This window comes from Parasedimentitalea psychrophila (assembly GCF_030285785.1).
In the GTDB taxonomy this organism is placed as follows: Bacteria; Pseudomonadota; Alphaproteobacteria; order Rhodobacterales; family Rhodobacteraceae; genus Parasedimentitalea; species Parasedimentitalea psychrophila.
The window spans coordinates 3380847-3405999 of record NZ_CP127247.1 but is presented as its reverse complement, the minus strand read 5'-3'; the positions used below and the strand labels follow the sequence as shown (position 1 = coordinate 3405999).

15 protein-coding genes, 3 tRNA genes, 3 rRNA genes and 3 pseudogenes are annotated in these 25153 nt (G+C 52.8%); 7 read left to right on the top strand and 17 right to left on the bottom strand.

Annotated elements, in window-relative coordinates; all coding sequences use genetic code 11:
- Positions 1-257 precede the first annotated feature (257 nt).
- The 13 genes and pseudogenes from QPJ95_RS16600 to QPJ95_RS16545 form a co-directional block, all read right to left on the bottom strand.
- A complete protein-coding gene (locus tag QPJ95_RS16600) occupies positions 258-1943 on the bottom strand; it encodes a YfaP family protein (RefSeq protein WP_270921213.1) in 1686 nt (561 codons plus the stop codon).
- Complete coding sequence (locus QPJ95_RS16595; RefSeq protein ID WP_270921212.1) at positions 1925-3364, bottom strand: hypothetical protein; 1440 nt, start codon at positions 3362-3364, stop codon at positions 1925-1927. Before QPJ95_RS16595 ends, QPJ95_RS16600 begins: the two co-directional genes overlap by 19 nt.
- A complete protein-coding gene (locus QPJ95_RS16590; protein WP_270921211.1) occupies positions 3355-4449 on the bottom strand; it encodes a tetratricopeptide repeat protein in 1095 nt (364 codons plus the stop codon). Before QPJ95_RS16590 ends, QPJ95_RS16595 begins: the two co-directional genes overlap by 10 nt.
- Positions 4450-4852: 403 nt before the next feature.
- Positions 4853-4929, bottom strand: a tRNA-Met gene (locus QPJ95_RS16585).
- A 136-nt stretch (positions 4930-5065) separates the two neighbouring features.
- Positions 5066-5180, bottom strand: a 5S ribosomal RNA gene (gene rrf / locus QPJ95_RS16580).
- A 273-nt stretch (positions 5181-5453) separates the two neighbouring features.
- Positions 5454-8350: ribosomal RNA gene (locus tag QPJ95_RS16575) — 23S ribosomal RNA — on the bottom strand.
- A 518-nt stretch (positions 8351-8868) separates the two neighbouring features.
- Positions 8869-8944, bottom strand: a tRNA-Ala gene (locus tag QPJ95_RS16570).
- Positions 8945-9145: 201 nt separating this feature from the next.
- A tRNA-Ile gene (locus tag QPJ95_RS16565) sits at positions 9146-9222 on the bottom strand.
- A 267-nt stretch (positions 9223-9489) separates the two neighbouring features.
- A 16S ribosomal RNA gene (locus tag QPJ95_RS16560) occupies positions 9490-10956 on the bottom strand.
- The 16S, 23S and 5S rRNA genes sit together here with 3 tRNA genes alongside, the layout of an rRNA operon.
- 712 nt (positions 10957-11668) lie before the next feature.
- Positions 11669-11872: an integrase core domain-containing protein gene (locus QPJ95_RS24265; protein ID WP_390923837.1), complete on the bottom strand. Its 204-nt coding sequence runs from the start codon at positions 11870-11872 to the stop codon at positions 11669-11671.
- Positions 11873-12020: 148 nt separating this feature from the next.
- Positions 12021-12410, bottom strand: a complete 390-nt coding sequence (locus QPJ95_RS24260) for a hypothetical protein (RefSeq protein WP_390922362.1) — start codon at positions 12408-12410, stop codon at positions 12021-12023.
- A 390-nt stretch (positions 12411-12800) separates the two neighbouring features.
- Positions 12801-13339 (bottom strand): annotated as a pseudogene (locus tag QPJ95_RS16550) (DDE-type integrase/transposase/recombinase); the annotation flags it as partial.
- Positions 13340-13379: 40 nt separating this feature from the next.
- Positions 13380-13755 (bottom strand): annotated as a pseudogene (locus QPJ95_RS16545) (integrase core domain-containing protein); the annotation flags it as partial.
- 74 nt (positions 13756-13829) lie between these two features.
- On the opposite strand from QPJ95_RS16545, the pseudogene QPJ95_RS16540 reads away from it, so the two are divergent.
- Positions 13830-14971: pseudogene (locus QPJ95_RS16540) on the top strand (IS110 family transposase); the annotation flags it as partial.
- 338 nt (positions 14972-15309) lie between these two features.
- Here QPJ95_RS16540 and QPJ95_RS16535 read toward each other — a convergent pair.
- Positions 15310-16092, bottom strand: coding sequence for an inositol monophosphatase family protein (locus QPJ95_RS16535; protein ID WP_286018142.1), 783 nt, complete (start codon positions 16090-16092; stop codon positions 15310-15312).
- Positions 16093-16134: 42 nt separating this feature from the next.
- Complete coding sequence (locus QPJ95_RS16530) at positions 16135-16626, bottom strand: histidine phosphatase family protein (protein WP_286018141.1); 492 nt, start codon at positions 16624-16626, stop codon at positions 16135-16137.
- A 289-nt stretch (positions 16627-16915) separates the two neighbouring features.
- Between QPJ95_RS16530 and QPJ95_RS16525 the strand changes: the two genes are divergently transcribed.
- Complete coding sequence (locus QPJ95_RS16525; protein ID WP_270917202.1) at positions 16916-18169, top strand: glycerophosphodiester phosphodiesterase family protein; 1254 nt, start codon at positions 16916-16918, stop codon at positions 18167-18169.
- A gap of 43 nt (positions 18170-18212) precedes the next feature.
- Here QPJ95_RS16525 and QPJ95_RS16520 read toward each other — a convergent pair whose 3' ends face one another.
- Entirely contained in the window at positions 18213-19010 is a 798-nt protein-coding gene (locus tag QPJ95_RS16520; protein ID WP_270917201.1) for a phosphodiesterase, read from the bottom strand.
- 149 nt (positions 19011-19159) lie between these two features.
- Here QPJ95_RS16520 and QPJ95_RS16515 point away from each other — a divergent pair, with 149 nt between their 5' ends.
- The 5 genes from QPJ95_RS16515 to QPJ95_RS16495 all read left to right on the top strand — a co-directional run bounded on the left by QPJ95_RS16515 (position 19160) and on the right by QPJ95_RS16495 (position 24137).
- The gene (locus QPJ95_RS16515) at positions 19160-20458 is read left to right on the top strand and encodes an extracellular solute-binding protein (protein ID WP_270917200.1); all 1299 of its coding nucleotides are present in this window, start codon (positions 19160-19162) and stop codon (positions 20456-20458) included.
- Between the two features lie 65 nt (positions 20459-20523).
- Positions 20524-21405: an ABC transporter permease subunit gene (locus QPJ95_RS16510; protein ID WP_270917199.1), complete on the top strand. Its 882-nt coding sequence runs from the start codon at positions 20524-20526 to the stop codon at positions 21403-21405.
- A 9-nt stretch (positions 21406-21414) separates the two neighbouring features.
- Positions 21415-22257: a sn-glycerol-3-phosphate ABC transporter permease UgpE gene (gene ugpE, locus QPJ95_RS16505; protein WP_270917198.1), complete on the top strand. Its 843-nt coding sequence runs from the start codon at positions 21415-21417 to the stop codon at positions 22255-22257.
- Complete coding sequence (gene ugpC, locus QPJ95_RS16500; RefSeq protein WP_270917197.1) at positions 22254-23297, top strand: sn-glycerol-3-phosphate ABC transporter ATP-binding protein UgpC; 1044 nt, start codon at positions 22254-22256, stop codon at positions 23295-23297. Before ugpE ends, ugpC begins: the two co-directional genes overlap by 4 nt.
- Before the next feature lie 66 nt (positions 23298-23363).
- Positions 23364-24137 carry a glycerophosphodiester phosphodiesterase family protein gene (locus QPJ95_RS16495; RefSeq protein ID WP_270917196.1) on the top strand — a complete coding sequence of 258 codons (774 nt, stop codon included), beginning with the start codon at positions 23364-23366 and terminating at the stop codon, positions 24135-24137.
- An 8-nt stretch (positions 24138-24145) separates the two neighbouring features.
- On the opposite strand, the gene QPJ95_RS16490 is transcribed toward QPJ95_RS16495, so the two are convergent.
- On the bottom strand, positions 24146-25057 hold the full coding sequence (locus QPJ95_RS16490; protein WP_270917195.1) for a carbohydrate ABC transporter permease: 912 nt from the start codon (positions 25055-25057) through the stop codon (positions 24146-24148).
- Positions 25058-25153 lie beyond the last annotated feature (96 nt).

Sequence of the window (25153 nt, the reverse complement as noted above, 5' to 3'; positions counted from 1 at the left end):
ATATGCTCTCAAAGGGGCGGAACAATACCGTGACAGGTCCAAAAGTGTAGGAGAGCGTAGATGGACGGAGAGATCCTGCATTCAGGTTTTGACGCGCTGAAATTCACCCTGCAAACCGACATTCCTCCAGAACTTCGTGCTGAACTGGCCTCTGCCAAGGAACAAGCAAAACAAACCTACGGCGATTGCCTGATTGATTTTGGAGCTGTCACCCTCAGCGTCACTAACAAAGGCGCTCGGGGTTTGGTCGCGAGGACTTACTCGGCCGGAAGTTCTACGACGTGCCAAAACTCTTTTGAGCGACTAAATGTGTGGCTATACGTCCTGAATAATTGTTCGTTTACGTAAACATAGACTGTGGCACTAGTTCCAACGCCGTGACCATAGTTTTGAACGCGTATTTTCGTTGAACTTGCTGCAGCCAAAGACACTGCAGAAACATTTTCAGGTCCGTGCCCATCGGTGTCATCTACGTCCAAGACTAAGTTTCCGGACCGCTTGTCATTATAGCTAACAGTACCTTCAGTTGAGTTTTCGACATACAAATCCAAATCACTTCCGGCGGTATCCCAGACCAGTGTCACTCGCAGTTTCGTGGCCGCTCCTTCATAGGAAATATTGCGGCTAGTTAAAAACAGCTCCCGATCTTCCATATTCAGCAAAAGTAATTTTGCACTTACTTTATTTTGGCCTCGGCCAAGCACAATTTTCGATTGGAATGTACCGTCTGACAGAACTGACACCAGTTGCTCTTGGTCTTGAATTGTTAGAATAATGTGGTTGTTGTAATCCAAGAAATTTCGATCAATTTGACCTGTGATTTGAACAACGGGTGAATGAACCTGTGCGTCATGTTCAGGTGAGAAACGTAGCATTGGAGCACATATTTCAGCGCCAAATTCAATGCATCCAATCGGGTGCCTAGCCGTATTTCTAAGTTCTCTGTTTTTCATTTCCAACCAGTCCTCAAGGGACTGCAATGCAACATCATATTCACTTTCGTCAGGTGCTGCTTGCTCTACTAATTGGTCAGTTTGCGAAGACACGTCATCGCGTTCTGCTTGATAGTCCTGCGCTTTGTCAGCAGGCACATATCGGACGGGAATTCCGTCCCTAAGCTTTTTCGAGGCGGCTTCGACCTGTTGCCGTATGTCAGCAATCTCGGCTGCGGATCTGGCGGTATTCAGCGAAAATGCCAGACGTCCAAATTCAGAATACGCATCTTGAATTGGCAACTCAAGTGTTTCGCTGAGAACTTCCAACTGGCGCTGTGCCCCTGCGATCATCTCTGCAATGGATCTTTTGTCGAAACTCTTGCGTATCCAGCGCAACGCTTCGCCCAAGGCGATTTTACCTGTCACCTGCGTGTCCTGTACATCACCACAAAGGTTTGGCGTGGACATCACGGACTTGGCGGTACCTTCACTCAGCGACTTGCCCTGAAAGTCAGTCATGAACTGAGCCCAATTTGGGGAACCGGTAACGTTGTAGCTCCACTTGTCTCCCGGTTTGGCTGGCGCACCTGCGTCAAATGTTACGTAGCCTTCCGCGATCACATTGATAGCGTAGAGAGATGAGCAGTCATACCCTGCTTCATGCCCAGAAAATCCAATGGGAACATTAACATCATACAGCCGGATGGTGTCCTGAACGTCCGGTGGTAGGTTTCTGACCAGAAAGTTCGATGGGGCCCCCTCATAGTCGGGGTCGTTAGGCAGACGTATCGCTGCGGTTCTGGGCAACCGCCAGCGAATTTTCAGGTTTCGGGTTGGCTCGCCCATCAACGAGCTGAGCTTCCATTTGACATCATAATCCACCGCGATTGACGCACCGTGTGTGCTTTCTGCGATCAGTCTCAAATCCCGCTGTTCGCCCTCAAAGGCGGCGGCACCTAGCGGGCAAGCCAAGGCAAATGTCGCGGCAATCAGTTTCCGAACAGCCATGTGCCGAACTCCTCTTTGAATTCTTCCTCGCGGTTAAAAACCGACAAAATGACATTTCGATGGTTGTTGTCCCACCACTTCAAGCGATCCTTGGGGCGATGCGACGTCTCAGCGGGCTTCCCGTCAGAGGCCAGAATGACCTCGAGTTCAACTTGATCACTCTCACCCGGATAAATGGGCGGTTCGAGCTTGATGGTTTTCCATAGATCAGAGCGAAATGGATCAACCTGCACCGACTGTAGCACCCCATCAGTGTTGTTGGTGAGCGTCAGGGTCAGGACACCCTTGCCGTTGTTATCCTGCCAGCCGCCACTGTCCACAGTCACACCGTTGATGCGGTCTGTCGACGTCCTGAATTGACCACCCGCGGTCGGCTGATTGAGGACGCGGTAAGTTGAAAACTCTGCTTCCATTCGTTTGACAATCTCAGAGAATACGTTCGCGTGTGACGCCGGGAATTCCAGCGCAATGGATTGCACCTGGGTCATTTCAGGCGAGAACAGGTATTTCTCATAGAACATATTACCGCCGCGATTGCCGCTGAGCAGGAACCAGTTTGCCCCAACCTGGCTTCGCTTCAACTGTTCATGCCGACCGTGGCTAAGGAGCTGCGCCTTGTAGTCTTGAACGTCGTGCATCAGCGTTGGACCGCCGGTAATGGTCAGCACCGATTGCGCGTCAGTGCTGCGGAAAACTCGAACCGACGAGGTGCTTGGCACCGTGTCCGTAAAAAGTACATTCGCCGGATAACTGACTTTCCAGTCACCTGCAGTGTTCTGATATTGTCGCCATTCAGTTTTTTGCGGCCCCGTCACGGTGTCGATAATTTTTTGAGCCCGGGATCTCGCACGATTTCTGCGGTCTTCCTCGGATTCCCAATTGGACCCTTCATAGGTGAAATTGGCGGCCATTTGAGCGGCTATTGGTTCATAGGTCGAGCTTAGGCTCTGATCATATTCCAATAGAAAGGCACGCGCAAAATGGCGTTTTTTGTCGAAAACAAACTTGGCAAAGTATGTGGTCGAGTTTCGCTGTCCAGCCAATGCAAACCATCCTTCGCCCTGTGTGTGCATGGCACCGCGATACTGCACGTCTCGTAACAGATCTTGCTGAAATGCCTGATAATCCGCTGCGGATCTGACCGCGCTAAAGATGACTAGCTTAGCGGAATTGTCCCGGCTAATGTAAGTTTTGCCGAGCCCACTGGGTCCAGAGACTGCTGACATCAATCCTGCGGGATACTTTATTTGCCAGCCTAGTTCGTGAACGAATTTGCGCCATCCGGGATCTTGCTGCGCGGCGCTGCTACCTGCCATACTCCACAATGCGAGAGAAAGGTAGACGGCCTGCTTGATGGCGGCCAGTAAGCCACAAGAAGCAATCACGCTCGGTACGCGGTGAGACAAAAGGTTCAACCACATTGGCAGGATTCTCCCAAAGCTGCTTGGCTGCCCCGCCCAAAGGCCCCATCAATGGGACCACTATAGAAACCCTGACTTTTCAACTGCCGTTGTAGCTCTCGCGCGATATCCTTGTTCGAAAATAGTTTGCCCATGAGGTCCTTAGCCTGCCTGTCTCCCCGCGCCGCCGCAGTTCGAAACAGGATTGCTGCTTCCATCACATCCTTATTGACGCCACGACCATCGCGATACATTCGACCGGCAGCTGTCAATGCCCGAACCTCGCCCTTGTTTAAGGCCTTGAGATACAGGGTGAGGGCTTCGTTACTGTCCTGGGAGACTCCCAATCCATCTTCGTACAATGTCCCCAACCGATACATCGCAGAGGCATGCCCTCTGTGCGAGGCATTTGAATACATCTCGGCCGCCCGCTGGTAATTTTGCGGAACACCCCGACCTTTTTCATACATCCAGCCAAGGTTGAATTCGCCGTTTCGATATTCCAGATTTGCCGAAAGCTGATACCAGTACACAGCCTCAGTATCACTTTGTGGCAAGCCGCGACCCTTTTCGTACATCAGGCCCAAATTGAACTGTGCAGGGGCATAACCCTGGATAGCAGCAGCCCGAAACAGGCTGGCAGCGTCCTTGCTCCGGTCAGGAGAGTTCTTTCTATCGCGGTAAATGGTGCCAAGATTGAACAAGGCAGCGCGATAGCCCATGTTCGCTGCCTTGAAGTACTCTCGCAGCGCCATTTGCTTTTGCCCAACGGCATCCAGTGCGCGACCCAATTGGAAGTGCATCCGCGGTTCGTTCGGGTATTTCAGCGCGGCTCTCTTGCATGCTGGGATGGCCTGGCGTGCATTAATTTCCGAAAATTTGACACCTGAAACTCCAGCCGGGTTATCGGGGTTAAGCGGGTTGGCGGCGAGCGTGTCACATTGGCCTAGAATAGTTGCACGGGTTTCACTCGCCATACCAAGGGCCGGAGATATCCCCCACAAAACGGCGATCAGCAAAAAACCAAGTTTGGTAGACTGCTGGATTTTCAAACGACACCCATTTTGTTCAGCCAACATCCAGCGGCCTTCGTTATTCATTGGCATTAAACCGTCCCATTATCTGTCAAAGGTAAGGTGCCGTCATTCTGCAGGTACTGCAAGAAGGCAATTGCTGCGATATGTTGAGCGCGATCAAGTAATCAAATTTAAAAATAACTGGTCATGGGAAGCTAGCCGTTCATCCACCTAATATGTCGTTCTTTGCTGCCGCAGAACCCAACAGAACATCGCTCCTTAGTTCACCCTCGGTTCCAGAAACTGGCCTATGTTTCGCCCAACGTTTCGGAGGAGCCCTAATAGTTAGCTCTCCCGCAGGACCGGCAGCGTTGCAGGAATACAACGCCTCGAACTGCCTCCTGATGCTTCCACAGTGCTTCCAGCGCCTTTGCCCAAACGCAAACGACCACCCGGAGGTGGTTGGTAATCTGTTGTATTTGCTTTGTATTATTGGTTGCGGGAGTAGGATTTGAACCTACGACCTTCAGGTTATGAGCCTGACGAGCTACCGGGCTGCTCCATCCCGCGACAGTTTTGTTTGGGCTACCGCTTACGCTGCTTGAGCCCAGGTCAGTCTCTCTTGCGATGTGCGGCGAGACTGTGGTGCTTCAGGACGATGGTTTGTTCTGAAGGTATTGTTTGTTATCGTTGGGGATTTTTCTAGGTTTGGCGGTGCCCTACTCTCCCACACCTTAAGATGCAGTACCATCGGCGCAACAGTGCTTAACTTCCGGGTTCGGGATGGGACCGGGTGTTTCACTTGCGCTATGACCACCAAACCGAGGAAAATCCCCGCTTTGGAGAGATATACGGCGAGCTTGCAGAGCAAGCGCGCCGAGCAGGAGACAGTGTCTTTGCGAAGCAAAGGCGCGTTCCTGCATCAACTCCGGAGTGTTTGCCGACGGCAAGTCACTCCGTTTTGTCCAAGTCTTGTATAGTCTGATACGTGTCTTGCCACCAGTTATGGCGACCTTAAGACACGGTTGGAATGTATGCTTTGATTGTCGTTCACAGAGTTTTTGTTATTGCTAACAGTCTGTCTATTACTGGATCAAATCAAGCCTATCGGGCAATTAGTACCAGTCAACTGAACGTGTTACCACGCTTACATCTCTGGCCTATCGACGAGGTGGTCTACCTCGGCCCTCAGGGATACCTTGTTTTGAGGGGGGCTTCCCGCTTAGATGCCTTCAGCGGTTATCCTGTCCGAACATAGCTACCCAGCACTGCCGTTGGCACGACAACTGGTCCACCAGTGGTTCGTTCACCCCGGTCCTCTCGTACTAGGGGCAACTCCTCTCAAGTATCCTACACCCACGGCAGATAGGGACCGAACTGTCTCACGACGTTCTAAACCCAGCTCACGTACCTCTTTAAACGGCGAACAGCCGTACCCTTGGGACCTGCTCCAGCCCCAGGATGAGATGAGCCGACATCGAGGTGCCAAACACTGCCGTCGATATGGACTCTTGGGCAGTATCAGCCTGTTATCCCCGGCGTACCTTTTATCCGTTGAGCGATGGCCCTTCCACTCGGGACCACCGGATCACTATGACCGACTTTCGTCTCTGCTCGACTTGTCAGTCTCGCAGTCAGGCTGGCTTCTGCCATTGCACTCAACGACCGATTTCCGACCGGTCTGAGCCAACCTTCGCGCGCCTCCGTTACGCTTTAGGAGGCGACCGCCCCAGTCAAACTACCCGCCACACAGGGTCCCGGATCCGGATAACGGACCGCGGTTAGACATCAAGCAGAGCAAGGGTGGTATCTCAAGGGAGGCTCCACCAAAACTAGCGTTTTGGTTTCGAAGCCCACCACCTATCCTGCACATGCTCGGCCTAATGCCAATGTGAAGCTGTAGTAAAGGTGCACGGGGTCTTTCCGTCTAACCGCGGGAAGCCTGCATCTTGACAGGCAATTCAATTTCGCTGAGTCTATGTTGGAGACAGCGGGGAAGTCGTTACGCCATTCGTGCAGGTCGGAACTTACCCGACAAGGAATTTCGCTACCTTAGGACCGTTATAGTTACGGCCGCCGTTTACCTGGGCTTCAATTCAGAGCTCTCACCCCTCCTTTTAACCTTCAGGCACCGGGCAGGCGTCAGACCCTATACGTCGTCTTACGACTTCGCAGAGCCCTGTGTTTTTAATAAACAGTCGCCACCCCCTGGTTTGTGCCCCCAGCTTCCACTTGCGTAGAAACCGGGCCTCCTTCTCGCGAACTTACGGAGGTATTTTGCCGAGTTCCTTCAACATAGTTCTCTCAAGCGCCTTGGTATTCTCTACCTATCCACCTGTGTCGGTTTAGGGTACGATCTCATGGAAGGGCTATTTCCAGGGACCTCTCAGCAGCCCATTCAATCCGATAAGGATGAACTACCTCTGAGATCCGTCACCACTTCCTGGCCCAGGAATATTAACCTGGTTCCCATCGACTACGCCTTTCGGCCTCGCCTTAGGGGTCGGCTTACCCTGCTCAGATTAGCTTTAAGCAGGAACCCTTGGATTTTCGGCGAGAGTGTCTCTCACACTCTTTGTCGCTACTCATGTCATCATTCTCACTAGTGATCTCTCCACCGGATGGCTTACGCCCCGGCTTCATCGAAAGATCCGGTCCTCCAAAATGCCCCGAAGGACACTAAAGAGGATAGGATCTATGTCACACTACGCTCTGCTACCATGCACTTACGTGCATCCTCGGCTTCGGCTCATGGCTTGAGCCCCGTTACATCTTCGCCGCAGGACAACTTATTTAGACCAGTGAGCTGTTACGCTATCTTTAAAGGATGGCTGCTTCTAAGCCAACCTCCTGGTTGTTTTGGTCGTCCCACCTGCTTTCCCACTTAGCCATGAATTAGGGGCCTTAGCCGGAGGTCAGGGTTGTTTCCCTCTTCACTACGGACGTTAGCATCCGCAGTGTGTCTGCCATCTAGTACTCCTCGGTATTCGGAGTTTGGTTAGGGTCAGTAAGGCTGTATGCCCCCATTGCCCATCCAGTGCTCTACCCCCGAGGGTATTCGGATGACGCTCTACCTAAATAGATTTCGCAGAGAACCAGCTATCTCCGAGTTTGATTGGCCTTTCACCCCTTGGCACAGCTCATCCCGATCTTTTTCAACAGATGTGGGTTCGGTCCTCCAGTGCATGTTACTGCACCTTCAACCTGGCCATGCCAAGATCACTCGGTTTCGGGTCTGATCCCACAAACTCATGCGCCCTATTAAGACTCGCTTTCGCTGCGCCTACACCTAACGGCTTAAGCTTGCTTGTGAGACCAAGTCGATGACCCATTATACAAAAGGTACGCTGTCAGGCCTCCGGATCCGAAGATCATTGGGGCCCTCCAACTGATTGTAGGCGTTCGGTTTCAGGTACTGTTTCACTCCCCTCGTCGGGGTGCTTTTCACCTTTCCCTCACGGTACTGGTTCACTATCGGTCAGTAAGGAGTACTTAGCCTTCGAAGGTGGTCCTCCGATCTTCAGACAGAATTTCACGTGTTCCGCCCTACTTAATACGTCCATCAGAGCTTAGAATACGGGACTATCACCCGCTATGGTCATGCTTCCCAACATGTTCTTCTCACTCATCTGGCTCGGCTGGTCCCCGTTCGCTCGCCGCTACTAGGGGAGTATCATATTGATTTCCTTTCCTCCGGGTACTTAGATGTTTCAGTTCCCCGGGTTTGCCTTTTTAACCCTATGTATTCAGGTTAAAAATACCTGGTTTACCAACTTATTTTGCCCTACCGCGCGGAGCGCTACTTGAGGGCGAACCCTTTCGTAGTCTCAACAAAGTAGTATAAATAAGAAAGTATCAGGTGGGTTGCCCCATTCAGAAATTCATGGATCAAAGCTTATTCTCAGCTCCCCATGACTTATCGCAGAGTATCACGTCTTTCATCGCCTCTTACTGCCAAGGCATTCACCAAACGCCCTTTTCGCGCTTGATTTGATCCAGAAATAGAAAGACTTGATATTTGCCCTACCGCCTAGCGGCTACTTGAGGGCGTTTGACCGCTCCCAACCAGCGTTGGAATGTAGAACAATCCGATCGATCAGAGAACAGAAGCTGGTAAGAAACTGTTCCCATATATCTCTGATATCAAAAGCATACTTTCCCGCTCGCACCATAGTAATGATGCGAACAATTTGAGCACGTCCCGTATGCAATCACCATCCGTGCGGGAGGTGACTGAAGAACGTACTCGGGTTAGTTTACTTGACTTGGACAACACCGTCGTTTCAGTCCGGCATACCCATAAACATCCGAGGAAACAGATGTCGTACAGGCTTGCATCACGCCCCCGAAGGGAAGATCAGCACCAATCTGAGGTCTCTCCCTTACTCGGGCGACCAACAGTATTGTTGATTATATCTCTCTAAACGATGTCAAGGCTTCTTGCGAAGCCACGTCCGATTGGACGTTCAAACATTCAAAGGAATGCTTGAAGATCTAATCAAAGTAAATTGGTGGAGCCTAGGAGGATCGAACTCCTGACCTCCTGAATGCAAATCAGGCGCTCTCCCAGCTGAGCTAAGGCCCCAGTTAATTTGCGCCGCAAATTGACTGGGCGTGCTGGCAGCCGACTTTCAGGGAAAGTCTGCGAGAAGCACTCAGTCATGTTCTGCGAGGCAGGGTGTAATCCTGAGACCCGCTGTCGGGACAGTCCACTGCGTAGACTACCCTGTCGCTTGTCACCAAGAGGACCTGTTATTCCCACTTGTCCGCGAAGCGGAAAGTGGGGTGGTGGGTCGAGGAGGACTTGAACCTCCGACCTCACGCTTATCAGGCGTGCGCTCTAACCACCTGAGCTACCGACCCGATTTTCATTCTGCATAAGCAAAACAAAACCAGTGTGCGAGCAGCACTCAGTGGTTATGTCACCGAACAGCTGCCGATAACGGCTGCTGCCGCGTGTTTCTGAAGAGATATGAGGACGGCCTGGCTCTGTCTGAGATCTTGCGATCCCAAACTGAGACTTGCGTCTCTATGATCATACACCCATTTCGGGCGCCGCTTCGTGAGAAGCGGAGATCTGCTAAGTGTTTCACGAGATCAGCAAGCTGATCTGGCTAGAAACATCCTTAGAAAGGAGGTGATCCAGCCGCAGGTTCCCCTACGGCTACCTTGTTACGACTTCACCCCAGTCGCTGAACCCACCGTGGTCCGCTGCCTCCTGTTGCCAGGTTGGCGCACGGCCTTCGGGTAGACCCAACTCCCATGGTGTGACGGGCGGTGTGTACAAGGCCCGGGAACGTATTCACCGCGTCATGCTGTTACGCGATTACTAGCGATTCCGACTTCATGGGGTCGAGTTGCAGACCCCAATCCGAACTGAGACAGTTTTTTGGGATTAACCCATTGTCACTGCCATTGTAGCACGTGTGTAGCCCAACCCGTAAGGGCCATGAGGACTTGACGTCATCCACACCTTCCTCCCGCTTATCACGGGCAGTTTCTCTAGAGTGCCCAGCTTAACCTGCTGGCAACTAAAGATGTGGGTTGCGCTCGTTGCCGGACTTAACCGAACATCTCACGACACGAGCTGACGACAGCCATGCAGCACCTGTCACTATGTCCCGAAGGAAGGCTCCATCTCTGGAGTTGTCATAGGATGTCAAGGGTTGGTAAGGTTCTGCGCGTTGCTTCGAATTAAACCACATGCTCCACCGCTTGTGCGGGCCCCCGTCAATTCCTTTGAGTTTTAATCTTGCGACCGTACTCCCCAGGCGGAATGCTTAATCCGTTAGGTGTGTCACCGAATAGCATGCTACCCGACGACTGGCATTCATCGTTTACGGTGTGGACTACCAGGGTATCTAATCCTGTTTGCTCCCCACACTTTCGTACCTCAGCGTCAGTATCGAGCCAGTGAGCCGCCTTCGCCACTGGTGTTCCTCCGAATATCTACGAATTTCACCTCTACACTCGGAATTCCACTCACCTCTCTCGAACTCTAGACCAGGAGTTTATGAGGCAGTTCCAGGGTTGAGCCCTGGGATTTCACCCCATACTTTCTGATCCGCCTACGTACGCTTTACGCCCAGTAATTCCGAACAACGCTAGTCCCCTCCGTATTACCGCGGCTGCTGGCACGGAGTTAGCCGGGACTTCTTTACTAGATACTGTCATTATCATCTCTAGCGAAAGTGCTTTACGACCCTAAGGCCTTCATCACACACGCGGCATGGCTGGATCAGGCTTGCGCCCATTGTCCAAGATTCCCCACTGCTGCCTCCCGTAGGAGTCTGGGCCGTGTCTCAGTCCCAGTGTTGCTGATCATCCTCTAAAACCAGCTAAAGATCGTAGACTTGGTAGGCCATTACCCCACCAACTATCTAATCTTACGCGGGCTGATCCTTCTCCGATAAATCTTTCCCCAAAAGGGCGTATACGGTATTACTCTCAGTTTCCCGAGGCTATTCCGTAGAGAAGGGTACATTCCCACGCGTTACTAACCCGTCCGCCGCTCGATCCCGAAGGATTGCGCTCGACTTGCATGTGTTAGGCCTGCCGCCAGCGTTCGTTCTGAGCCAGGATCAAACTCTCAAGTTGAAACGATCTTGCGATCGTGTCCTTGACGTCGAACCTCTGCACATATCGTCCCATTGTTCAAATGGGACAGTTTAACCGTTTGGTTGTGCTTCAGTTTCAAAAGAAACCGAAACCCTCCAAACAGTGAAGCTGACACTGGTCATCGGTTCGTATGCATATACGACCCTACCAGCGTTGATATATGCACAGGTTGATCCATCGAATGAACCAAACCGCCCACATATCTCTTCAGATATATAAATTTTCAAAGAGCAACAGACCAAAGGTCCTAGGCTCGTAAGCCCCAGAGACCAAAATCAAACCGATGCGCCAATCTCTCAGCACGCCCGCTTCAACCCCAATCTCCATCCCCCGTCTCTCCGAAGCGTCCCCGGTAGCACATCTGCGCCGCCGGTAGGGGGGTTCTAGGGTTATCACACCCAACCCGCAACAGCTAAATTACGCAAATCGAAAGTTTCCTTGAAGAAAGCGGACAAACCTCGCAAAAACAAGGTCTTACACCAAGATAAAGCCACCCCCTGCCCCATTATCCCAGCACAAAACCAGCAGACCCGCCAAACCACAGCCCCCGGATCAACCATATAGACCTGAATGATGTCAGCGCCCGCAGGTTCGAATAGGGTGCAAAGGTGAGAAAGCGCTGTTGGCGCATCGGAGATGCGCAAATATTGGCTACTCGCCAATAGTTGGGCAGATTTTGGCGTAAATTAAGCTACTCTCTGCACCTGCTGGTCGGGGTTGGTTGTTTCAATTCTCTGCCAGTAAACCACGGTGGTTGACCGCCAAGGGCTGAGTGTGGGCGCTTGTGAGTGTAGAACTCGATCCATTTTCTGACGCCCGCCTTCGCTTCGGATCCGCTCTCCCAGGCATGCAGATAGACGCATTCGTATTCAGGAGACCGCCAGAGCCGTTCCATGAAGATGTTGCCGAGGAACCCGCCTTTGCCGTCCATCCACTGCCCGGCAGTGCATGTTTACATGCATGAGAGGGGGTAGATAGGTGATGTCGGCACACCAAACTTGATTGGGCCCACCCGCAGGCCACGCAGCAAGTAGGGATAAATCTTATGGCTCTTTGCGGGTTTGCCCCCTCTCGCACATGCAAGCATGTGTTGCCGGGCAACGGGCGTTCGGCTTTTGGTCGATCGGCATGAGGCCCATCAGCCACATCAAACGTCTGATCCGTTTCTCATTGACCAGGTTTTCTTCATTCCGCAGGTGCCCTGTCATCCGCCGACCGACAGGGCACCTGCGGAGCAATGTCCCGACAGGCTGGCGAACGCCATAAAACGGGGTCTCCAACAACGGCTTGTCGATCACCCGCATCAGATCGAGGTTCATCTCGGTCTCAGCTTTTGGCTCAGAGCAGAACGACGAACGGGAGATCGACAGCAGGGCGCATTGTTTTTTCACCGACAGAGCTGGCAGGCGCGGCTCAATCATCTTGCGCCTCACTTGCCTGTCCAGGGTTTGAGCTTTCTGGCCAAAAATCGTTGGCGACGGCGTTCACCCGCTCTCTCGAACGCATGGCGTTCGCGGCTTCACTCCACAATATTGGCATGAAGATCTGTTACTTGCTCTTCATCAACTTCCGGGTTTTTTCGGCCACCGCGCTCAAACAGGCCTGAAGCGCCTTCCAGCAAAGACCGTTTCCACTGATGGATCATCGTTGGGTGAACACCGAACCGGCTGGCCAGCTCGCTGACGCCTCCTCGCCCTTCAGCGCTTACAGCGCGACCTTGGCCTTAAACTCTGGGTGAAGTTGCTTCCGTGTCCGTCGTCAGGTTTTTTGGGTCCAAAGGCGGCTTAAACTAAGAGAGCGTTTGGCTCATCTTGTTGGTTTGATTATGCGGCGCGTTGCCTGTGTTGCAAGCGTCGTGCTTCGTAGGTCTTTCGTTTGATCCTTTCGCGTTGGTGTAGAATGGCTTTGTCGCGACCGAAGTAGTCGTTGGACGGCGTGACATTGTTCAGGCTCTCGTGGAAACGCTGATGGTTGTAGTGGTATACGAAGGCTTCGATCTGGGCTTCGAGATCGCCGGGCAGTGGTCGCAGAGCTTCCACGAGATGATGTAACGGCTGTAATCATCTAAGATTGTCGACAGGTGGAACCACCCCCAGCCCATAACCTTGAGGTAGGTGAAGTCAGTCTGCCAAAGCTGATTTATGGCCGTAGTCTTGTCTTTGAATTCACTGGATGCCTTGATCACAATGAAGGCTGGGCTGGTGATCAGATCATGTGACTTCAGTACACGACACACGGAAGCCTCTGATACGAAATACCTTTCTCGATCAATGAAGGTCACTGCCAGTTCTCGCGGCGATAACTCGGTCTCCTTCAGCGCCAACCCAACAACCTTGCGCCGCACCTCGTCAGGGATGCGGTTCGGTAATCCTCCCAATATTAACGGGATGCGGCTGTAGAATTCAGGCGGCCATTTTTAGTTTCTGGGCGGGTGTTATGCCGTCGATGCCCATATTCGGGCGGTCCACTGCCCGGCAGGGTATTGCGCAGCAATGCACGAGAGGGATTGTTGTAAGTCCATAGCCATTGTGTGGCGAAGTCCTGTGCCTCCTCGATGTTTTCAATGATGTGCTGGTCCAACCATTCATGCCTGACCGTGCGATTGTAGCGCTCAATATAAGCGTTCTGTTGCGGGTTTCCGTGCTGGATGCATTCGAGCCTCACACCTTGCTTCGCAGCCCATTCCATCAACTTTCCGCTGATGTATTCAGGCCCATAACACCTTCGGAACGGCGCTGATTTTGAGGCTATGACCGCCTGCACAGCCCTCAAATTGCGCAGCAGGCGATCATAGCCGGGTCTCAGGTCCCTACAGTGGTTTTGCACAAACCACATCACAAGGGAGACCGACTATGACCGATAAGAATATTGCACAGAGTGAGCCTGTTTTGGTGGCAATAGACATTTCTAAAGCGCGCCATGAAGTTCTAATCGCCGTCCCGGGTAAGAAACGACGGCGGCGCCTGACCGTCTTAAATCAGCTTGATGACTTCAATCGTTTGATCGCGACGCTGTCGGACTACAACCGCCCCGTTCGCGTGGCATTTGAGGCAACCGGCAATTACCATCGGGCCTTGGCCTACCATCTTGCCGCGGCTGGTTTTGAGATGAAGCTGGTGTCCTCGGTGGCTTTGGCGCGAACCCGGGAAGCCCTTCACAACAGCTGGGATAAGAACGATCCTAAAGACGCTCAGGTCATTCTTCACATGATGGAGATCGGGAATGAGCAGTTCTACCACGATCCGCTGATGCGTGGGACCAATGATATCCAGGAGCTGTCTAAAACCCACGACATCGTTTCAAAGTCGAAGACCGAGTTGTGGCATCGGATATTGACGCATTATCTGCCACTGTATTTTCCCGAAGCGGATCGCTTTCACCGCAGTTCACGCAGCGATTGGTTCTTTGCCTTCCTTGAACGCTACCCATCTCCGCACCTCATCTCAGCAATGGGTAAGGAGGAATTCATCGCAGATGCCTGGACCGTCGTCGGCCGCCGCGTATCGAAAGAGCGTTTACTTGCAGATATTTACGAAACGGCCAAGACGTCGGTGGGATTACCCGTTGATGCAGATTCTGACGCCCTCAGAATGTTCCGCCTGGTCCTAGCCGAGGGACGTGGCCTGATCGCGCAACGCAACCATTGCCCGGTAGTGTATGTTTACATACACGAGAAGGGAGATCGAGAACCGCTCCATCGCATTGCTCAAAGACGACACCGACTACCAGTTGCTGACCTCTATACCTGGGATTGGACCAATCAACGCCCTGACCATCCTGGCCGAAGCTGGTAACCTGCGCCGCTTCGGGCATCATCGGCAATTCCTGAAGTTCTGTGGCATGCCTCGCCCGACAGGCGATTGCAAAGCAATCTGCCGAAAGGGATCTTGCGACTATCCAGTCCGGCACATTCCGGGGGAAAACCAAACTGTCAAAATACGGTAATGCACGAATGCGCCGGACCCTTTGGATGGCAGGACAGGTTGCCATCCTGTAGCGCTCAACCAGCATATCTTCGATATTCCGAAGAGAAAGTGAGAAACCTACTGTGAGCATCCCTGCCGAGCGGATGATCTCAGAGCTCGCCCTGAAGTAGCGAAATAGGGAGCGTTTGCCATGTCCTAGTGCTATGAATGCCCTGCCCGGTCAGGCAAAATCTCTCTGACACTGCCTGTCAAAAACCACCTATGTTGGTAGCCGGATGGAATACACTTTGGAAGCCAGCTTTGGTCAAGCGTTTGTCGTAAGCGAAAAGTTCGACAACACGCTAATAAAGGGCACCGATGTCACCGTTAATCAGGATGCCATCGGGCCGGTTCTTTTAACCGTAGATTAGTCTTCAAAGACCGTGTCTGCGATGCGAACTAATTCATCAAATATACCCGCACTTCCTGCAACAACCCGCCCGCCTTCGGCTATCATCTGATCCGCCGACTGTTGTTCGACGCGTCCACCAGCCTCTTCGGTGATCAGTTGTCCAGCCAAACAATCCCACGCATTCATGTGTTCCTCAACATATCCGATCAATCGCCCAGCTGCGGTATAGGCCAGTGACAACGCCCCCGAGGCATTACGATGAAAGACGCCGTCTTGCTCCAGAACTTCGGTGATCAACTTGGCCGTGTTGGGTTTGCTGGATCGGTTGCAATACCCCGTGCCGATACTGCCGCGGTTCATTGCAGTGTCAGCGCTGCAGATAAGTGGATTGCCATTGAGGGTCGCGCCGCCCCCTCGGACAGCATGGAATGTCTCACCGTGGATCGGGTCAAAGATCACTCCAATTTGCGTTTGGTCCTCTTTCACTACGGCTAGGACAACACACCAAGCAGGGATCGAATTTAGGAAATTCGTTGTGCCATCGATTGGGTCAATTACCCAATTGTAGCCCGACTTGCTGGGCTTTGGCGCATGTTCCTCGCCGACGATACCATCGTCAGGATACGCCTCTTCAATTAGCTTTCGGATGAGTAACTCAACATTTTGATCCGCTTCCGAAACAAAATCTTGCAGCCCTTTGTCGACCACATCAAGACTGCCGACGCGCTGAAAATAATCTAGGGCCAATTTCCCGCCACTTTTTGCTATCTCAATCGCTTTTTGTGATCTGGTATTCAATGGGGATTCCTCCGTAATGTCGCTTGGACCCGCTCAGGGTCTTTAGTTTCCGGTCATTTCTTCCATCGGGCGCCAATGAGACGTTGGTCTACTCTGCAACGTGCTGAACTGGAAGAAGTTTCCACCACCGCTAGAACCTTGGTCAAACTTCCGATCAATGGGGACGCCAGACAGGTAGCAATACAACAGGGTTCCAACCGCGCCATGTCCGACAAACAACACGTCACCTTCCTCATGAACACTTAGACAGTTGCGAATTTCTGCTACAACTCGAGACTGGGCTGCCGTTGCAGTTTCCCAACCTCTAACACTGGTGTCGGGAGAGGCAAAAAACTGGTCAGCAACGATTTCAAACTCTTTGGAAGGCAAGAAACCAGTCGTACTGCGGTCGTTCTCATGCATCAGTTCACGCACTTCCATGTCGCAATTATGGGCATCCGCCAACGGTCGAGCTGTTTCAATAGCTTTGGTTTCAGTGCTGCTGATGACAGCGGTGACTCTGTCCAAGGCATTGGAATTTGCCAGTGTGATCACCCGGCGTTGCCCTAAGTTACTCAGCGACCAATTGCGGATTTTTTTGCAGGATCGACCAATACTTGCGGGTGCGTAAGATACAAAATTCTCCGAGGCATAATTATTTTGTCTCACGAATAACGAAGGCATGAAACTCTGAGGGCTAATTCACCACTGTGATGAATGCCAAAACCGTTGCCACAGCACCTTGGAGCACCTAATCTTGCAAGTAGGCCCCGTTCCTTGGGGAATGTCGACTACATTTGCTGATCTGTTACCTGTATCAGGCAATTTCAAACGGCGGTATACCATGCAAATATTCCCTATAGCACTTAGTGCTGTAATCTTATTTACCTCCGTCGGCCATGCCTCTGAGCCCACCAAAATCCAGCTTGGGCCCCGCCCCTTCTATCTCATCGACAAGATGCCTGACGGCCAGCTCAGATCCAAACTCCGCTCATGCGCCAATGGACCGTTCTCCCGCACAAACTTCTCCATAGGCCACCGCGGCGCACCGCTGCAGTTCCCAGAGCATACGCGCGAATCTTATCAGGCAGCCGCCCGCATGGGCGCCGGTATCATCGAATGTGATGTCACTTTCACCTCCGATCTGGCGCTGGTCTGCCGCCACTCACAGGGCGATCTGGCTACCAGTACGAACATTCTCGCCACACCGCTTGCCGCCACCTGCATCAAGCCGTTCACGCCTGCCACCTTGAACGCCGACGGCAGCATTGATGAACCGGCCAGTGCCATCTGCCGCACCAGCGAGCTCACGCTTGCGGAATTCCTCTCACTGAAAGGCAAAATGGACGCGGGTAATCGCGCCGCGACCACGCCCGAAGCATTCATGAACGGCACTGTCCCTTGGCGCACCGATCTCTACGCCACGGGAGGCACTCTGATGTCCCACGCGCAAAGCATCACACTATTACAAAGCCTCGGCGTCGAATTCATCCCCGAATTGAAGGCACCGGCCGTTGACATGCCGTTTACTTCGCCGATCACCGGCGAGGTTTTAACGCAAGCCGGCTTTGCCCAAAAAATGATCGATGAATACATAGCAGCAGGCATCCCTGCACAAGATGTTCACCCCCAATCTTTCAACCCCGACGACTTGCTTTACTGGCTAAAGACCGCACCAGAATTTGGCAGAAACGCCATTTTTCTTGATGGCCGCAAATACGACGCCAGCAACCCATCCGATACTCATGCCCCCACGCTCCAACAAATCGCCAATATGGGCATCACCACGGTTGCCCCACCGCAATGGGTGCTGCTGAAAGAGGAAGACGGCCAGATCACCCCCTCGGACTATGCCCTGTCCGCACAGACTGCCAATCTCGACATTATCACCTGGACCCTTGAACGCTCTGGCCGCCTTCGTGAAGACGTTCTGGATGGCCGAGGCAAATACTACTACCAATCAACCCTTGGCGCCCTAACCGGGGACGGCGATATCTACACCACCCTTGATGTGTTGACCCAGCAGGTCGGTATCAAGGGCATATTTTCCGACTGGCCTGCCACGGTAACCTTCTACGCCAACTGTATGAAACTTTGACCACCGGTAGCAGCCCATCACAGTCCTATCTGTTCTCCAAAAATCACCGGACTGTGATGCGGGTTTCCAGCGGATATTCACCTTGCAACTGAGACGCTTCAGAGGCTTGGCTCAGGGTAACCGTTGTTATTTGCAGGGCTTCCCCCTCCAGATCAACAATACAGGCCGTCATAGAATATTTCGTCTGCGATCCTTCAGCGTAGGACTGCGGCCCCCGCAGGCTGGTCGTAGGCAGCCCCTTCCAGTTCACAAAAATGCTGCGATGAACATGCCCGAAAAAAATATGTTTGACGTTTCCTGCCTGTTGTAGAACTTGCTCAAACGCCTCCGCGTTGTCCAACATGATCGGATCCATGATTGGGTCACCTATCTTGCATGGGGGGTGGTGCATGAACAGCAAGACGGGTTGATCTCCGGAAGTCTGCAGGCACGTCTTTAGCCAATTCAGCCTTGCTTCGCAAAGTGTGCCTGCATCCGACCCGGATTTGACCGTATCCAAGAATATCAATTTTGCGTCTGCGGTGTTCACTTCGCTTTGGACGAAGCCATTCTGGTCGCTGCCTTGGTCGCCAAATTCCCGCAAGAAAGCGTCACGGTCATCGTGATTTCCAAGCAGTGGGATAGTGGGAAACGGCAAGCTTTCCAGTTGATCTCTCAACCAACGATAAGCCGCGGGTTCGCCATCGTCCGCCAAGTCCCCAGTCACCACGCAATAGGCCGTGTCGGGAAATCTTTTAGCGAGCTCTCGAAGGCAGGCGGCCAGAAAACTGGCATGCTGGGCTGCATTCTCTGAACATCCCGGGTCGCGCAAGTGAAAATCTGAAATGTGAATAATTCGCATTGGTTTTCTCGTCTCATTGGCGGCTGACAAGGGATGTCTTACCCCCCCAACTGAAAAAAGTATTTTTTATTTGGGACTTAGACATATAGCTGTCATGTTCTGGCTATTAGGAAGCACGTAGATCTTTATTTAACTTAAGGAGAATGACTATGAAGAAAATAGCACTATCAACTACGTTCGCGGCGGCACTGGTTGCGGCCCCAGTCTATGCCCAGACCGAAATTGAATGGTGGCACGCCCATGGCGGCCAGCTTGGCGAGACCGTCAACGCCATCGCCGAAAAATTCAACGCATCGCAGTCAGACGTTGTTCTGACGCCTGTCTACAAGGGCGGGTATGAAGACACACTGACGTCTGTCATCGCAGCATTCCGTGGTGGCGAACAGCCAAATATCGTTCAGGTATTTGACGCTGGTGCCGCAACGATCATCGGGGCGAAAGGTGCTGTAATTCCAGCCGAGGACCTGATCAAGGAAGCAGGCATCGACTTCGACGCCAACGATTACATTTCCGGCGTGCGGTACTTCTATGCGGACAGCGAAGGCAAAATGGTTGGGATGCCGTTCAACTCGTCCACGCCAATCCTCTATTACAACGTGGGAGCTTTGGAAAAAGCTGGCGTCACGCCACCCAAGACCTGGGAAGAATTCGAACAGATCGCTCCGAAGCTTGTAGACGCCGGATACATTCCTCTGTCGCAATCGCATTCGCCTTGGATCTGGACCGAGAATTTCCATTCTCGCCATAACATTCCATTCGCCACCAACAACAACGGATTTGATGGGTCGGACGGAACTAAGATCTTGGTGAACAACGACGCCATCAAGTCTCACTTCACCGCAGCCAAAGGTTGGCTCGACAAGGGTTGGTATGGTTTCTATGGCGCTGGCTGGGGTGACAATCAGACCCCATTCGAGAATTCCGAAGTCGCCATGTGGCTTGGTTCGTCCGGGTCGTTCGGCGGTATGCTGAATTCGGTCGATTTCGAGTTTAGCGCGACTTACCTGCCATATTGGGAATCGATCACAACCGAGCCAAAGGCGACCTTCATTGGCGGCGCAGCGCTGTTCGCACTGACGGGCCATTCGGATGAAGAAAACTTGGCTACGGCACAGTTCTTCAAGTTCCTTTCGTCAGCCGATACCCAGCTTTTCTGGCACAAGTCGACCGGCTATGTGCCGATCACTTCTGCGGCCTATGAAATGGCCAAAGAGCAGGGTTACTACGACGAGAAACCGCAGGCCGAAGTCGGCATCCTGCAGCTTTCGCTGCCGTCGGGTGAGTTCTCCAAGGGCTATCGCATGGGGTTCTACGTGCAGATCCGTGACGTGATGAACCGTGAGTTCGGCCGCATTTTTGCCGGTGAAACTGACGTCGATTCAGCCTTTGACGTGATCGAGACTGAAGGAAACAAGTTGTTGGCACGGTTCGCAAAAACCTCGAACTGATATAGCTTGAATACTATTGGTCCGAGGCGTGACCGCGCCTCGGACTTCTTTAGGGGAAGTATGGAATGAATAAGGCTCAATTTGGCAGCCCATGGATGCCCTATCTGTTGCTAGCGCCGCAGATGCTGATAATTGCGATCTTCTTTTTGTGGCCTGCCGCCGAGGCGGTTCGATCATCGTTTTACTTGGAAGATCCATTTTTCGGGACTGGCACCTTTGTAGGTCTGGATAACTATCGAGACGCGCTGTCAGCCTCCGATTACCGACGCACGGCAATTTTCACCGGGATTTTTGTGCTCTTGGTTTCATTGCTGTCGCTGTCCATCGGCCTGATGCTGGCCGTCTCTGCAGACCGCGTTTTGCGCGGCAAGTCGACATACAAGACCCTGTTGATGTGGGTCTATGCCATCGCGCCGCCAGTTGCCGGATTGATTGGTGTCATGCTGTTTGATCAGCATATCGGCCCGCTGGTCGATTTCGCCGCCATTTTTGGATGGGATTATCGAATTGGTGTGAACTATTGGGATACCGGTATCACGATGATTATCGTGGCGACCTGGAAGCAGATCCCCTATAATTTCATCTTTTTCTTGTCTGGCCTTCAATCGATCCCGAAGTCAGTCAAAGAGGCCGCCTCGATTGACTGCAGTTCGCAGAACCGGCGCTTTTGGACAATCACCTTCCCATTGCTGGCACCCACTACGTTCTTTTTGCTGATCCTCAATATCGCATATGCGATGTTCGAAACCTTTGGCATGATCGACCTGATCGTCAAGGACCAGCCCGGCAATTCGCCGGTAACACTGGTTTACAAAGTTTATCGCGACGGCTTCCGTGGCAACGATCTGGGCGGCTCGTCGGCCCAATCGGTCATCCTCATGCTTCTCGTTCTGGTGCTGACAATTGTACAGTTCCGTCTGATCGAGAAACGCGTGCACTATAACTAGGGTTTTAGAATGCTACGCACAAAAATATACGATCACGTCGTCCTGCTGCTCGGCGTCTTCTTGATGATGGGGCCGCTGGTGGTGGCGTTCATGACTTCGACTTTTGACCACGTATTGATCCACAAAGAAGGGATGCAAGTGGGCTGGGGCGGTAAGTTTATTGAAACATACAGCACCGTCCTGACCCAACAGGGCGGATTTACCGGCGAAGTCACCGGCTGGCTGATGACGCAGAACAGTCTGATCCTCGGCGTTGGTTTTGCTCTTGGTAAAATCGTGGTCTCGATGCTGGCGGCTTACGCCATTGTCTATTTCCGCTTTCGCGCCGCGACCTTCTGCTTTTGGGTCATCTTTCTGACCCTGCTGCTGCCGCTGGAGGTTCGCATTCTGCCGTCCTATGAGGTGGTCCAACAGCTTGGACTGTTGAACTCTTACACCGGCTTAATCGTGCCCCTCATCGCCTCGGCTACGGGTACATTCTTTTTCCGGCAGTTCTTTAAATCGATTCCGAATGAACTTGTTGAAGCGGCCCGCGTTGACGGAGCCGGACCGATGCAGTTCTTCTTCGATATACTTCTGCCATTGTCGAAGACAATGATGGCTGCAATCTTCATCATCATGTTCGTTGTTGGCTGGAACCAGTATCTGTGGCCTACGCTGATGACAACGGATGAGAGCTATTTCACACTTGTACGCGGCATCAAACAGATCATGCAGATCATGATCGGTGCCGACATTCCCAAATATAACGAAGCCCTTGCGATGGCGATGCTGGCAATGTTGCCTCCTGCGTTGGTGATCATCATCTTCCAGCGCATGTTTATCAAAGGCTTGGTGGAGAACGAAAAATGACCACTCTACGTATCAAGGACGTTTTTAAACGTTATCCCAACGGAGCGGAAGCCGTCAAAGGCGTCTCGGTCGAAGTCGGGGATGGTGAACTCGTCGTTTTCGTCGGACCATCGGGCTGCGGCAAATCAACACTGCTGCGTATGGTGGCAGGTTTGGAAGACATCACAAGTGGCGAGATTGAGCTGTCCGGTCGGGTTGTCAATGATCTGGAACCGGCGGAGCGCAACATCGCAATGGTGTTTCAGAACTATGCGCTTTATCCGCATATGACGGTCCGCCAAAACCTTGCCTATGGTTTGAAAAACCGGGGCACGTCAAAATCCGAAATTGACAGCAAGGTCGACGCAGCGGGCAAGCTGTTGCAGATATCGGACTTCCTTGACCGCAAACCCAGCCAACTGTCCGGTGGACAGCGCCAGAGGGTTGCTATGGGGCGGGCTATCGTTCGCGATCCGGCGATTTTTCTTTTCGACGAGCCTCTCTCAAATCTGGACGCCAAACTGCGCAACCAGATGCGATTGGAAATCAAAAACTTGCAGCGACGCCTGAAGACCGCTGCGGTCTATGTGACCCATGATCAAGTCGAAGCGATGACGCTGGCAGACCGGATCGTTGTGCTGAACCATGGCCTGATCGAACAGGTCGGCACCCCGGCTGAAGTCTACTCGCGTCCCGATTCCACCTTTGTCGCCAGCTTTATCGGTGCGCCACCGATGAATTTGCTGCCAGCCACACTCACCGATGCGGGCGCCCAATTGGGCGACCAGGTTTTGCCTGTGCAGACATCCCTTCGCGGTGACGTGCAACTGGGGCTGCGTCCCGAGCGGATCCAGATATCGCAAAGTGGCAGTGGGGCATCCATCGAGGTGACAATTGTTGAAGAACTGGGTGCAACACGGCTTGTTCACGGGATTGTAGGTGGTCAAAATATCACCGTTGCGCTGGATGCCGAACTGCCTGTGCCCACAGGCCAGGCCGTCATCAACTTCCGCCCGGATGATGCCCATTTCTTCCACTCCACAACCGGCAGGCGGCTATAGTCGCCCATGCCCGTAACCCCGGCTGAGGCCTTTCGCCAGCGTTGGCGCCAACGCAGCAGGCCCGCGATGATTTCAACCCATCGCGGGCTTTGGGGGCCCGCGCCTGAAAATTCGCTGGCGGCAATTTCTGCCGCTGGCAATTATGACATTATCGAGATTGATACACAGATAGCCCGCGACGGTGTGCCCGTGGTCATTCATGACCCCAACCTTGTCCGGACCGCAGGCAAGGCAATGCGGCCGCGCGACACCGACCATACGACACTGGTGGCCCAATATCTGTACGAGGGCCTGGGGGGACCAGATGCCAGTCCGACTGACGAGCAGCTTCCGACTTTGTCTGACGCTCTGCTCGCTGCAAGCCCAAGGGCCTTTTTCGATATTGATGTGAAATATCCGGCGGAAATCGAAGCCGTCGCGCATTTTCTGGCCCAGTCAGAACAGCAGCACATGGGATCTCTCAAGATTGACACCAGAACATCTGCAGATATTGAAAAACTACTTTCTCTTCAGCAGCGCTTTGGCGTGATGGTGATGGCGAAAGTGGTGCTTCCCAGGACCGGCTTAGGTCATATTCGCGACTTAACAAAAGCAGACGTTGCCGCAGCCGAGGTGTGGTTTGATGATTTGGGGCAACTCAGCGAGGCCTGTCTTATTGCTGGAAATGACATGGCCATCTCGACCTTTACGCTGGATCCTGTACATTGCTGTGGGTTGTCCGATACGCGCGCATTGTCAGATCCAGATGCCGTTTGGGGTCAACTCTTGGACGCGGGGGTAACAGTTATCATGACCGATCTCGCGTCGCAGCTGGCGACCTACATGTCTGCGCAGGACTGAATCAAACGCTAAAGGTGAACTGCCGTCGCCCGCGACATCAGCCGCATATATCCAATGATCAGCAGCAATGGCGGCAACACTGAAATCGTGGCCAGAACCATGCTCGGCCCTGATCCGGCACCCGCCAAGTTGAACCCTCGCATCAGTGGGAAATGGGTGTTGTCAATTGAGATCATCAGTGGCCACAAATACTGATTCCACCCGATCAGGAAAGAAATGGCGAGCACCGCACCAATGGGCACCAGCGACAGCGGCAGAACAAAATCACGCAGGAAACCAATGGGGCCAACCCCGTCAAGACGGGCCGCCTCCAACAACTCTGGCGGCAGCGTTTTCATGTGCTGGCGAAAAATAAACGTCGACAGCGCCAGAGGTAAAATTGGCATAACTAAACCGGTGAGCGAATTTATCAAGCCAAGCTGCACAGCGACATCGAATGTCTGCAACATCCGCGCTTCAATCGGAAAATAGAGCGTCAGAAGCGTCAGTGAGAACCAAAACTGCACACCTCGACGCAACAAAAAGGTCATCGCGTAGGCGGCAAGGAAACCCACCACTACAGCAAGAACAGCCACACCGGTGGCGATAATCGCCGAGTTGGCAGTCATATCCAATGCCGTTGGATTTGCATGCCCAGGGCCGCTCAAATTTGATAGCTGCTCCAGATTATTTTTCAACCCTGACAGCAACGACATTTGCGGGGCCGATGTTGTGGCACCCAAACCGCCAGTCTGAGTCGCCGCAAAAATGAGCAACAAAAGCGGCCCCCCCATTATCACTGCAGCGACAGAAAGGAGAGCATGGTCCGCCAACCGGCGCCTTAAAGCGCGATTATTCAAAGCGGATCGGGTGACGACAAAATTCCCTAAAGTATGATCAAGTGGCTGACTGTATGCACCCAACCACGTCACATTGCCCATCGCAAGGTACAACCTTTCCAGGTATCACGCTTAGGCCGACGAAGGTGAGATGAATAGCGTCCATTGGGGCGGTCTCAGACTGATGCCAACCAGTCT